Source organism: Paenibacillus sp. FSL P4-0176 (assembly GCF_037975265.1).
Classification (GTDB): Bacteria; Bacillota; Bacilli; order Paenibacillales; family Paenibacillaceae; genus Paenibacillus; species Paenibacillus amylolyticus.
The window spans coordinates 1,419,723-1,432,570 of record NZ_CP150242.1; the positions used below are offsets into that span (position 1 = coordinate 1,419,723).

General features: G+C 45.4%; 9 protein-coding genes. 5 read left to right on the plus strand and 4 right to left on the minus strand.

Annotated features, from left to right (window positions below):
- Positions 1 to 132 precede the first annotated feature (132 nt).
- Positions 133 to 1,104, plus strand: coding sequence for a WYL domain-containing protein (locus tag MKY95_RS06310; protein ID WP_076319157.1), 972 nt, complete (start codon positions 133 to 135; stop codon positions 1,102 to 1,104).
- 57 nt (positions 1,105 to 1,161) lie between these two features.
- Here MKY95_RS06310 and MKY95_RS06315 read toward each other — a convergent pair whose 3' ends face one another.
- Complete coding sequence (locus MKY95_RS06315; RefSeq protein WP_076319046.1) at positions 1,162 to 1,833, minus strand: 3'-5' exonuclease; 672 nt, start codon at positions 1,831 to 1,833, stop codon at positions 1,162 to 1,164.
- A 435-nt stretch (positions 1,834 to 2,268) separates the two neighbouring features.
- Here MKY95_RS06315 and MKY95_RS06320 point away from each other — a divergent pair, with 435 nt between their 5' ends.
- Positions 2,269 to 4,215 carry an FAD-dependent oxidoreductase gene (locus MKY95_RS06320; RefSeq protein ID WP_256721309.1) on the plus strand — a complete coding sequence of 649 codons (1,947 nt, stop codon included), beginning with the start codon at positions 2,269 to 2,271 and terminating at the stop codon, positions 4,213 to 4,215.
- 369 nt (positions 4,216 to 4,584) lie between these two features.
- Positions 4,585 to 6,369: a proline--tRNA ligase gene (locus MKY95_RS06325; protein WP_076319047.1), complete on the plus strand. Its 1,785-nt coding sequence runs from the start codon at positions 4,585 to 4,587 to the stop codon at positions 6,367 to 6,369.
- A gap of 596 nt (positions 6,370 to 6,965) precedes the next feature.
- On the opposite strand, the gene MKY95_RS06330 is transcribed toward MKY95_RS06325, so the two are convergent.
- From MKY95_RS06330 to MKY95_RS06340, 3 genes are all read right to left on the minus strand, one after another.
- Positions 6,966 to 8,765, minus strand: coding sequence for a 5'-nucleotidase C-terminal domain-containing protein (locus MKY95_RS06330; protein ID WP_076319048.1), 1,800 nt, complete (start codon positions 8,763 to 8,765; stop codon positions 6,966 to 6,968).
- A 172-nt stretch (positions 8,766 to 8,937) separates the two neighbouring features.
- Positions 8,938 to 9,354 carry an ImmA/IrrE family metallo-endopeptidase gene (locus MKY95_RS06335; protein ID WP_017690190.1) on the minus strand — a complete coding sequence of 139 codons (417 nt, stop codon included), beginning with the start codon at positions 9,352 to 9,354 and terminating at the stop codon, positions 8,938 to 8,940.
- Positions 9,355 to 9,396: 42 nt separating this feature from the next.
- Positions 9,397 to 9,840: a helix-turn-helix domain-containing protein gene (locus MKY95_RS06340; protein WP_082219000.1), complete on the minus strand. Its 444-nt coding sequence runs from the start codon at positions 9,838 to 9,840 to the stop codon at positions 9,397 to 9,399.
- Between the two features lie 742 nt (positions 9,841 to 10,582).
- Between MKY95_RS06340 and MKY95_RS06345 the strand changes: the two genes are divergently transcribed.
- Both MKY95_RS06345 and MKY95_RS06350 read left to right on the plus strand, forming a co-directional pair.
- The gene (locus MKY95_RS06345) at positions 10,583 to 11,065 is read left to right on the plus strand and encodes an ArpU family phage packaging/lysis transcriptional regulator (RefSeq protein ID WP_017690187.1); all 483 of its coding nucleotides are present in this window, start codon (positions 10,583 to 10,585) and stop codon (positions 11,063 to 11,065) included.
- Positions 11,066 to 11,164: 99 nt separating this feature from the next.
- A complete protein-coding gene (locus tag MKY95_RS06350) occupies positions 11,165 to 12,832 on the plus strand; it encodes a GAF domain-containing sensor histidine kinase (protein WP_076251374.1) in 1,668 nt (555 codons plus the stop codon).
- Positions 12,833 to 12,848: the final 16 nt, after the last annotated feature.

Genomic DNA, 12,848 nt, shown 5'->3' on the forward strand with positions numbered 1-12,848 from the left:
CGGTATAGAGAGAGTCTACATATTTGAAGGTGAAGTTTAGGAGAAGGTCGAATGTATGTATCAATATCATATTAAACAATGGATGGAGTTGTATCAAATTTATTGAAACAACATCGTGGAGGGTCCGGCAAAATGACAGACCGACTAATCCGATTAATGCGCATTATAACGCTGGTGCAGGCGAAGCCAGGCATACTGGCACGTGAGCTCGCCCAGCGATGCGAGACGACGGAAAGGACGATATACCGCGACATGGAGGCCCTCAGTGCAATGCATATCCCGATCGCCAATATGGGACACGGGCAAGGGTACATGTTTATCAGCCAATTTGCCATGTATCCGCTAAATTGGTCTGATGAAGAAGCCCAAGCTTTCATGCATCTTGCTGAAGTTATGGATAATATTCGTCCTTTGCTGAAACCTGCTTTTGAGAGCGCTTATGAGAAAGTGGTTGCTGCGAGTCAGAAAAACAAAACAGAACGAGTGGAATGGTCGGAGCAAATTAGTGGATTGTTCAAAGCGGGATTGCCCGCATGGCAAAATGAAAACAACGATTCGCAGAATCAATCCATGATTACCCTGCTTCAGGCTGGCATTTCACAGAACACCATTGAAGGGGAGTATCTGTCTCAAGGTAAAAAAGGGATCGTACGTATAGATCCTTACTGTCTTATCCCTCGTGAATACAGATTTGAGCTGTTAGGGTATTGTCACCTGTCGGAGAAACTTCGAATATTTCAGGTGAGCCGGCTGCAAAAGATACGAATATTGCCACGCACGTTTCGCAAAGAGGATTATCTGATGCAATCGCACTTCCGCATTCCTTGGGCATACGAGGGAAGTACGGAGTGGACTGCGTTCAAAATTCGATTTGCACCCCATGCTGTGGAGCGTGTGATGCAGGAGCAATTTTTTTTACGACCCATCCTAACCATTGAACCGGAAGGTAGCCTGTTATTTGAAGCCATATTAAGTGATGTTGACGAATTTCTTGTATGGATATCTAAATATGGACCTGATGCGGAAATTCTCGAACCGGAGATCTGCCGCATCAAGATGAAAGAACGTCTAAACTATTGGCAACAAATGTACAATAAAAGTTGAGATTAGAATGCCACCTATCCTAAGCCAAAACACGATTAAGTACTGTGCTGTGGACGGTTACTCTTTGGTTTTGAAAAGGCTTGCCAGATTGCCAAATGGAGATTCTTTCTCTTCATCTTCTGTGGAGCTGGAATAAACAACCTTGGATGTAATGCCCTCATCATCGGCTGCACAGTTGTTTTCCAGAGTGAATCGGTCAAATTGATGCATAAACACCTTGGCTGTATTGATGGCATCATCCAAGGCGCGGTGCTGGGTACCATCAAATTCAATTCCGCAGATTTCAAGAGCCTGAGCGAGTCCGAGTTGACGGAACTTTCCCTCTTTACGAACGGTGCGGGACCATTGTTGCTGGAGATCGTTATGATTAGTGATCCAGGCCACATCAAGTTGATGGGTACGACAATGAGAGATCAGTTTGCTGCGGTCATCGGGTCCCCAGGAACACATGTAATAGGGGTCACTTCCCATCCAGGCAATGAATTGGTTCAGTGCTGCCGGGAAAAGAGGGGCTGCATCAATATCTTTCTGCGTGATACCTGTAAACTGAATCGTGTCAGTGGACAGCACGGACTTGTTGGAAGGACGAACATACGTATGGAACGTATCCGTTACGACCAATCCATCGGAACTTTCCGTAACTTTGACGGCACCGATATCAATAATTTCAGAAGAATAGCGAGTATTGCGGCTTACCGTAAATTCAAGATCATATATGATATATGGCATAGGACAAGCTCCTTTATCGATTAGTACCTGTGATAGATTTCTATTTCTCTATATTACAGGGAACGTGCTGCCATGTCAGCCATCGCCAGAGAATTCATTGTAGTCAGGATGAACGAACAGTCTGAGTGTTTAATGATCTTTCTAATGCATTTCCGGTTTTGGTAAGTCTTTACTTCGCAAAAAGTGGTCGTTATAATGAGGAAAGTTAGGGACTTTCCTATGTTTTGTTTGTATTTATGGCAACATAAAAGTAGAATTTTCCGTCTTATTATCAGAACTTCCTAACACCGTTTGAAGTGTTGGGAAGTTTTTTATTATTTATAGCATGCTCATGCAGGAAAGGAGAAAAAGTTAGTCGGTTGTTGGTATAACATAGGAAAACTACTTCATGAGTTAGTATTATTGAATTTAAAGTACATATGGAGGTTTGTTTCTTTGATTAGTAGAAAATTGAAAATAACAGCAATTATAGCCAGTGTGTTTATTGTTTTAATGAGCGCTGCATATGGTGCATTTTATATCTGGAACAAGAATTATAAATTTAATAATAATTATGTATGGCAGCCTTTGGAGGACGTGCAATCTACACTAAACCTGAAAGATTCCTATAACGTTATTGTAGCCGGAACGGATCCGGAAGGTATTACTGCTGCCTTATCAGCTGCTCGTAATGGGATGCGTGTATTGCTGGTGGAAGCAAGAGATCGCAACATGTTGGGAGGATTGTTGACCGAGGGAGGTCTTAATACGCTGGATCTAAATTATTCCCCTGAACAACCGCAGTTATTGAGTAGTTTGCGGCAGCCTGACTTTTTGAACAAAGGCATTTTCCAGGAATGGTTTGACCAGATCGAGGGTAGTTCATTTGATACCAACACAGCGGCTAACATTTTCTATCGGATGGTTCGTTCTGAACCTAATATTGACCTGTTGATGAATGTTAAGGAATTAGTCCCTCTTACTGAACAATCTACGGGAGATTACACGACAATAACGGGTATGAGCATAACTAAAGAAGATGGAACAACTGTTCAGATTTCAACCCGCTCCATCATTGATGCAACGCAAGATGCGGATATTGCAGCCGCTGCAGGAGTTCCATACTCCATAGGCAGACAAGATATTGGAGATGGTAAATCCAAAATGGTCTCTACGCTTGTATTCAAGTTAAGCGGTGTTACTGATGAGGTATGGCAAAAGTTTAGGGAAAGAGAGGGAACCGGGGTTGATAAGATGAGTGCTTGGGGGTACGGTGATGCTAGAAAATATGAATCCTCCAATCCACAACATATTAAGATTCGAAGTCTGAATATCGGAAGACAAAATGATGATACAATCTTGATTAATACGATGCAAATCTTTGGGGTAGATCCGTTAGATCCGATATCTGTGAAAAAAGGTCTGGAAATCGGGCGTAAAGAAGCCCCATTAATTGTTGATTTTCTGAAGAAAAATTATGATGAATTTGCAGGGCTAAAATATGCTGGAACAGCAGACGAGCTTTACGTGAGAGAATCACGTCATATCTATGGCGAGTACCGATTAACATTAGCTGATGTCATGGAAAATCGTGATCATTGGGATGCTATTGGGTACGGCTCATACGATATTGATATTCAGAGCACGAGTGTTGGAAATCCCGGCACGATTATGTTGAGTCCGATTCAATATGGTGTACCTTTTCGCTCGCTTGTACCGCTAAAGGTTGATGGTTTGCTCGTCGTTGGACGTGCAGCAAGTTTTGATACAATCCCACACGGTAGTGCAAGAGTTGTCCCACTGGGAATGGCAGAGGGAGAAGCAGCAGGAGCGGCGGTCAAGCTGGCATATATCCATAAGGAGTCCTTCCGCGAACTCTCAACTTCCGAAGAGCGAGCATCTGAACTACGTAAGATGCTGGAGAATCAGGGGATGGATCTGAAAGTACATCGTTTCGAACAGCCTGATTATATGGAGCATAAGGATTACAAGGGATTGCTGGCTGCAGCGAGTATGTATATGACTTCAGGCAATTATAATAACGATGGTTGGGAACTGGATAAAGGAATGAATCCAGAACGATTTTTAAGTAAATTGAAAAGAATGCAAGCGATGTTTCCAGAAGCCTACACAGGTAGTGCCGACCAAGCTCTAGCAAATATGGAGAATGCCGTAACCCTACCTTTAACGTTGGATCAGGCTGCGTATATGTTATGTCTGGCAATGGGATCTTCAGAAACGGAAACTTCACTTGAACAGGCACTTGCTCATTTGCAAACACAAAACTTTATAAGTGCCGACACGCTTGTTGGCATTGCTGACAAGAACAATCTTACAAATGGGGATGCGTTTATGCTCATTCGTGATGTAGTGGAGTATTATTCTGGAGTTGTATTCGACTAATTGGTTGACAATTACTTGTAAATGAACTAATGTGGTCAAAAATGATAACAGCGTTATAACGAGGACATGATTGTGCAAGCCAGCTTCAACAGAGAGGGAACAGTGTGGTGCAAGGTTCCTGTAGCTGCTTCATAAATTCCTACCTCGCGAGCTGCGGAAGAGAATGCCCATACAGGGTTGCAACCTCCGCCGGCAGGGCCCGTTATGCCCCGTAGGACTGCATGTCACAGATCGCATAGGTTGCGAACGGATTAATTTGCAGTTAAATAAGGGTGGTACCACGACACATTCGTCCCTTGACGGATGTGTCTTTTTGCTGTTTATGCGCCGTATTTTGATAACAAAAAGGAAGATTAGGAGTGTGTTATGATGCGTCAAAGTGAAATGCTTGTCCCAACATTACGTGAAGCGCCAGCGGAGGCAGATGCAGCGGGACATCGCTGGTTACTGCGTTCCGGTATGATTCGCCAACTGGCAGCAGGGATATACAGTTACCTGCCCCTTGGACGGCGTATATTGTTAAATGTTGAACGGATCGTTCGTGAAGAGATGGATCGTGCTGGATGTCAGGAAGTGTTACTGCCGATTATGCAGCCTGCGGAGTTATGGGAAGAATCCGGAAGATACACACAGTATGGTCCCGAATTGATGCGTCTGAAGGATCGTCATGCACGGGAATTTGCTCTTGGACCAACACATGAGGAAGTCGTAACCGCTTTAGCGCGGGACGAGGTGAGTTCGTATCGTAAGCTGCCATTCACCCTGTACCAGATCGGAACCAAGTTCCGGGATGAGCGCCGTCCTCGATTTGGATTGCTGCGTGGACGTGAGTTCATCATGAAGGATGCGTACTCTTTTGCTTCGGACTGGGAAGAGCTTGATCGGACTTATCAGGCTATGAACACGGCGTATAGTCGCATTCTGGAGCGTTGTGGTCTGGACTATATCCGTGTTGAGGCGGACGCAGGAACGATTGGCGGTCAAGGGGAAACACATGAGTTCATGGCTCTTGCTGATGTGGGTGAGGACACAATTGTAACCTGCAAACATTGTGGATATGCTGCAAATCTGGAGAAAGCGGATTATCAGACTTCTGGAGATATGGAGAAAAAAGAAGGAAGCTTGGAAGTTCCAGCTGATTCTGCGAGTGCAGACTCCGCGCTTCAAACGGATCAACATTCAGGAGTGGAAAACGTAGTACGTATCTCGACACCTGGCGTTCGTACGATCGCAGAGTTAACCACTTTTGTGGGCAAAGGTGCTGAACATATGATCAAAACGCTGCTTTATGTGGCGGATGGTCAGCTCGTCGCTGCGCTTGTGCGTGGAGATCATGAACTGAATGACATCGCATTGAAGCAGGTGTTGGGGGCAGAGGAACTGATCCTTGCAGACGATGCAGCCATTGCGGCTCATCCAAATCTGAAGGTAGGATTCCTGGGTCCGATTGGACTAAATCTGCCGATGGTGGTGGACGCTGACGTGGCAGTGATGAAGAGTGCAATTACAGGAGCCAATGAAGTGGATGTGCATGTTTCCGGTGTACGCCCAAGGGTTGATTTTGCATTGGAGCGAGTAGAACGAATCCGCTTTGCTGCGGAGGGGGATGCTTGTCCAACATGTGGATCACCACTTGTGTTTACCAAAGGTATTGAGGTTGGACACATATTCAAATTGGGAACGAAATATAGTGATGCCATGGGTGCTTCATTCCTGGATCGTAATGGTCGCCAGTGTGCGCCAGTCATGGGATGTTACGGCATTGGCGTATCCCGCCTGATGGCTGCGATAGCTGAGCAGTATGCAGGAGATGAAGGCATAAGATGGCCTGCCGCTGTTGCGCCTTATGATGTGCATCTGGTTACAGTAAGTTGGAAGGATGAGCAGCAGCGTCAGCTCACCCTCGAACTGGAACAACAATTGATCGATGGCGGTTACACGGTATTGGTTGATGACCGGGATGAACGTCCAGGTGTGAAATTCAAGGATGCGGAGCTGATCGGATTGCCTGTGCAGATCGTTATTGGCAGAGGGGCAGCAGAAGGACAGGTCGAACTGGGATCACACGCACTTGCAGCAACAGGTGAATCGAAAAGAATCGGGTTGACGGCACAGGAAGCTGTACGTTATGTGAAGGAACAGCTCACTTCCTAAATTCAGGGATTCGTTAATTATATGAGTTCATATAATAGTACCGAATATGATGCGGTAGCTGATTTTGATTGCTGAAATTCCAATGAGAGCATGAAAAAGAGGGCTATAGGCATATAAATTGATAGGGTTTTATGAGTAATATCATACGAAATAACTAAATTTGGATAGTTGTATTCAGTATACAAATGATTTTATGATTAAGGATTTGAAGATGATCATACGCAGGCAGATTTATGTGCAAGTATGCAATTTTGAGAAGATAGAGATGTCGAAGTAAAAGTACAATAACCGCATGAATACGGTCATTCCGGAGAGTTTTTATATAGTTCGGTGTCGAAGGCACATGATAAAGTTGGTCGGTAAAGGCCTGGCTGGGATTTATTTTTGCCTCAGATGATTGTCAGGATCAGCAGGATATGTCCACAGGAAATGTTCAAGTATCTGATGTGGATTGATGTCAAAGAATGGAGATACAAAAGGGTGTCCCCTTAACCAGTAATCTGGCTTTGGGGACACCCTTTTAGTTATGACAAGATAGATCGGTATGCTGATGCACTATAAGCGGTCATGCCTATATGCACTTTGCTTTGCTGAGCTTAAGAAGCTGCAGGCAATTTCAATTGTTGACCTGGATAAATCCAGTGTGGATTTTTGATATTGTTCAGCTTTTGCAATGCCTGCCAAGTTGTGCCGTATTGTTTGGAGATAGAGTACAGGGAATCTCCGGATTTCACAACATGCAGTTTGGCTGGAGCTGGTTTGCTTGGTGTTGGTTTGGACGGTTTTTCCGGTTTTGGTGTTTCTGGTTTTGGCTTGGTTGGAGCTGGTGTTTCTGTTGCCGGAGTTTCCGGCTCTACTGCAGGTTTTACCGCTTCACTGATCCGACCATCTGTTTTGATGTCTACAGCGCCAAGCTTCTGCATGTAATTAATCAATGCTTCGTCCAGCGCGCCATACATACCCGTAGTTGGATATTTGGCAAACATGGTGTATTCGTCACCACCAACAGCTGTGAAATCATTCGTTGCCAGTGTATACGTTGCTTCCGGATCAAGGGCTTTATCGCCCACGGTTACGGAATGTACACGGCTACCTTCTGCAGCGGAAGTATCGATTTTGAACTTGATACCAGATACTTGCGGGAATCCACCGCTTGGTTCAGGGTAGGAAGCTACACCGACTTCAAGGGCTGCCAGAATATCGGACCCTTTCACTTCAAGGGTTACTACTTGATTACCAAAAGGAAGCACTGTGATGATATCACCTTTGGTTACGATCCCTTTTTCGATGGAAGCACGGATACCACCACCGTTAGTCAGTGCAATATCGGCTTTGCTGACATCACGAATGGCATCTGCAAGCAGGTCACCCAGGTTAGTTTCACCTGCACGTACTTGTTCACGTTCACCATCCAGCAGAATAGCTGTATTGGCTACTTCTTCTTTCAAAATAGGTTCTTGTTCTTTTTGAATGGAGTTCACGAGAGTCGCGACTTTCTCATTTGGTTTGATGTCTTTTGCTTCCGTTTCATCAATTAATGTTGCTTGTTTCTTTGTTACTTTACCACCGTCTACCCATAGATCGATGACACCTACATAGTTGGTGTATTCTCCTGCACTTGCAATCAATGTTCCGTTATCGGATACAAGGCCATCTTGCAGTACAGTGTGACTGTGACCATCGATGAATACGTCGATGCCAGGGACTTCTTTAACAACTTTAAAGCTAGTATCCGTGCTGGACGCGTCTTGTCCAAGGTGTCCCAGTACAACAACAACATCTACTTTGCTGCGGATTTCGTTTACCAGAACTTTAGCTTCCGCAGATGGATCTGTAATATCAAGACCTTCTACGTTTTTTGGATTCGTTTTGTATAACGTTTCCGGTGTAGTCAAAGCGATGATACCGATCTTCACGCCATCTACTTCTTTAATGAGATAAGGATCGAAGAGACGTGTTCCGTCTTTTTTCTTCACATTGGCACTCAGCATGGGGAAGTTCATCATGTCTGCCAGTTCGATCAGACGATCTGAACCATAGTTGAATTCGTGGTTACCCGGTACGATGGCTTGGTATCCCATTTCATTCATGACTTTCACGATGCTCTCACCATTCACAAGAGTGGCAAATGTTGTACCATGCACAGCATCTCCAGCATCGAGCAAGAGTGTGTTCGGATTTTCGCTACGATATTTGTCAGCGATTCCAGCTACTTTGGCAAAACCCATAGCAGGTGAAGATTCAACTGCACGGGCATGCGTATCATTCGTATGTAGAATGGTAATGTGTTTACCTGTGCCCGGAGTGGTATCCGTTGCAGCTGCGGCAATACCTACACTGCCAAACAGCAAACAGACCGTTAGCAGAAGTGAAACGTAATTCTTCCAGATTTTCATATGATTCCGAAACCTCCCAAAATAATAATCTACTTGAGCATTTACACAGCTCAAATAGTATTTTAACAGACTATTATTAGGAAATCTCGCGAATTACGTAAAAATAAGTAACCTGAAAGTGACATGTAAATCTGCTGTTGGAAAATATAATCTTCGGAAAGAACATATGTTCTTAAAGAGTGTAAAAAAAATGCTGCGCTTCACGCGGCAGTCCGGTACGCAAACAAAATTTCTCCAAAGATTCATCCGGTTCAGGCATCACTCCGGAGGTCAGCAATTGAATGGCAAAACGGTTAGCCTGTCTTTCCAGCTTGCCTGGAGCAAAATAGGAATGTTCCTCCAGAAAGAATCGATTAATCCCTTTATGAAGTCGGTCGTGTCCAAGCTCATGGGCGCACACGAACCGTTGCCACTCCGGCGGCAAATCATTGTGTATGACGATAAACCTGCGCCGGAGCTTACGAAAGTACAGTCCCTTGGTGGACTTCCCCAAATTGGTGAAACGAATCTGTATTCCAACCGCGCGGGCAATGCTGAACGGGCAGTTGGTCCGGTGTTTTCGAATCAGCTTTGTTACGATGTCATCCATATGATCTCACCTGCTGCCTTATTAAATTCAGTGGGTCATGCCTCATGGGCGATTGTCCGATTCGTCTGTCTTTTTGCGTTTGTTCATCTGTTTGGCTTCCCAGAACAGACCTGTCAGCACATCCTTGATTCGTTTTTTGTCCTCTTCATCGAGTGGAATGCCGTCAAACATCAGATCATCATCGTCCTCCAGCATCTTTTTAAAATCACGACGGTCTTTGTATGTAGCCCATTCCGGTACGTCCTGAAGTTCAGCAGCACTCCCTGGTTCAATATAACCGGCCTGCTTCATCATCTCTGTGTAGGGCACCGAGAGTGCATCTGAAATCTTGCGGATGGTCGCTGGTTTTGGCACACCCCGGACCCCATTCTCAATACGTGAAATCTGTGAGTTGCTTATTCCAGCTGCTTCGGCGAGCTGATTGATGCTGTATCCCTGTTGCTCGCGCAGTTGTTTCATATAAGGACCAAAAGCGTGCTCCACAATTATGCCAACTCCTTCGATTCGTACAAGTGCTTGAGTTATAAAGAAGGCAGTTGGATGGGGGAGGTAGGTGTGCGTTCAATGCCCGTTTCGGATTCGGATCGTTCTTTTGATCGCTGTTATCCCCAGATTTCCTATTTCCCTCTCTAAAGGGAGAAATCCGGGGATAAAGGCGAACGCTTCGCTTCTTCAGAATCGATTCCGTCTCCTTCACTGCGTATGCGCGTGATACACACCTAAGTCCCTTCCCTAAAAATCTCAGTGGCTTCTTTATAAAAATCAAATGACTTGTACGGAAGTTCATTAATTAAACAGTACTATAACGTATATATACCATTAGGTAAAGAGATATGAAACAATTATGCCAAAAGGCATAGGAAATGAGAGCGAAGGTTTTATTTTATCGTCAAAACGAACCAAAATGAAGGTTTACTCCGATCTCCAGAAAGTGGTATCCTCAAATAGAAATACGAACACTATACGAACAAAATGTAACAGTGACACAGGTTGGATGTTAGAAATGACTCTTTGAAGAAGGTAATTCCCCGAATTATACCGATTTGGAGTGATTCCAAAAGGCAACAGCGGGAAATTGAAGACATGTCGTTATTTATTTAGGAAACTGGACAACTCTATGAATAAGAGCGTTTTTCCATCGTGCAAAGAATGATGGCAAAACAACATGACGTGAACGATAGAGTGAGAGATATGAATGGAGTAAAAATACTAAAGGAGGAAGATAAATATGGAATTGATGCTGCCTGAATTGGACCGACGCAAAACGCAAACAGCTGTTGAAGCTGCGCTGGAAAAATACCGAATCTATAAAACGATTGCATTTGAAGAACGAGAGGTTATGGTGACGGCAAGTTATGCCGAGCGTTTCCACGGTGCAACCAATGTGACGGGGGATTCCACGGCGAGAACGGCGATCTACAATGTGGACGTGCAGCGCGCGCGTCAGGCATATTGCGATACGATTGATTTTGTTGTGTCCCGGCTGAGTGAAAAGGAACGTGTACTCGTCTGTGAACGATATCTGAAAGACGATGATGTGTTTGACTATAAAGTGTATAACCATGTGTTTGATCCGCCTGTAAGCAAGGATACGTATACGAAGATTCGTACACGTGCTTTCTACAAAATGGCGCTGGCTCTGTCAGATCGAGGTCTGATTAATATGGAGCCTTTGTCTGTGTCCCGCAAAGAGCGACAGAAGCTGGGCTGAGTGAGCGATTGAAGAAGTTGATCCTTTAATATCCAAGGTGGATTGGTTACAATAGTTGAACAAACCACAGTTGGTACAGCCAAAGGAGAGAATTCTGCGATGTCGGAAGAAGTCGGAATGCAGGAAATGGTCACGTTGAAGATAATCGCGGAAACGCTCAATACGTCCAATGATCTGAACTTAATGCTGGATACCGTGGTCGGCAAATTACTGGAGTTGACCGGATTAACGGCAGGCTGGATGTTTCTGATTAATGAACGTGGAGACTATACCTGTGTTTCGGATTATAATCTGCCCCCGGCATTACTGCGTGAAGATAAAGAGCCCATGCGAACGGGTACCTGCTGGTGTGTGAACCGCTTTAAGGACGGTCAACTCAATCATGCGGTTAACATCATTAACTGTAAACGGCTGGAGGATGCGGTGGAATTCCAATGGGGAGATACCCATGATATTACCCACCATGCAACCGTCCCGTTAAGGTCAGGTGAGAAGATGCTCGGCCTGCTCAACGTGGCTGCGCCAGCCAAGGAACATTTCAGCGACAGTGAACTGGCGCTGTTACAGGGCGTGGCGTACCAGATTGGTAGTGCGGTAGAGCGGATGAGATTGTATCGCACGGAGCAGCGACGAGCTGATCTGTATGCCAAGCTGGGGGAGTTCAGCACGGCCTTGGGTCTTGCAGTGAACGAATGCACCAATTCTGAGGCTTTTTGTTTAAAAGTTGTACAGCTGCTTGGGCAGCATTATGATTGGCCTTTTGCTATAATCATTCAGCAGAAAAGCGGAATGTTCGTTGTGCAGGCAGCCCATGCAGATGATAAGGTTCGAGCGTTATCAAGTACTCCGTTATCTTCAGAAGTGACGAGCCACATTAACCATATAATCAATAGTCATCGTGTAACATCTTTGTCTGGGACAGAGATCGCTGAGATATTTACCCTGTGCAAGCCTGACCAGACTGCGAATTCCATTGCCTCGGGAATTGCTGCTCCACTTCCGTACCATACGCCGGGAGAAACGGGAATTCTGGTGATCGGAATAGGAACATCAGGTCCTGCACAGGCGGACCGTGAAGTGCTGGAGGCATTGGCCGAACATATTGCGGCCTCATGGGAGAGTCTGAAGCTGGCGGAGAATCGCCGCGAACTTGCACGAATGGAAGAGAGAAACCGGTTGGCTCGCGATCTGCATGATTCGGTTAATCAGATTTTATTTTCACTATCGTTAACGGCTAAAGGCGCGGAAAGTATGTTATCCGACTCCGAGCAGTTGCACCCGGCAGCGGAAGCGATGAAGGATATTCGGGCTTTGTCTCAGGAGGCTCTCAAGGAAATGCGCGCATTGATTATGCAGCTCCGTCCCGCGGGACTGGAAGCAGGGCTGCTCCATGCGCTACAGGAATACGGTACCAGCCAGGGGCTTCAAGTGGTGATGAACCGGACGGGAATGCGGTCTTTACCGCGTAATATAGAAGAAGCATTGTGGCGAATCGGACAGGAAGCGCTGAATAATGTAAGAAAACACGCGGATGTTCCTTCTGCTGAGGTCACCCTCAAGTTAAGTGATCATGAAGTGGTGTTCACCGTCACAGATCAGGGAAAAGGTGGTGCGAACAGGCCAAAAGCGTCGTCTGGAAGCTCCCTTGGCCTGTCCATTATGAAGGAACGGGCTCAATCGCTCGGTGGCAGCTTAGAAATAGTGAGTTATTCCCGCAAGGGAACGACAATAACGGCAGTCATTCCACTTCCGTTCGAATCTGTATAAAGTCAGGGGGAAGAAG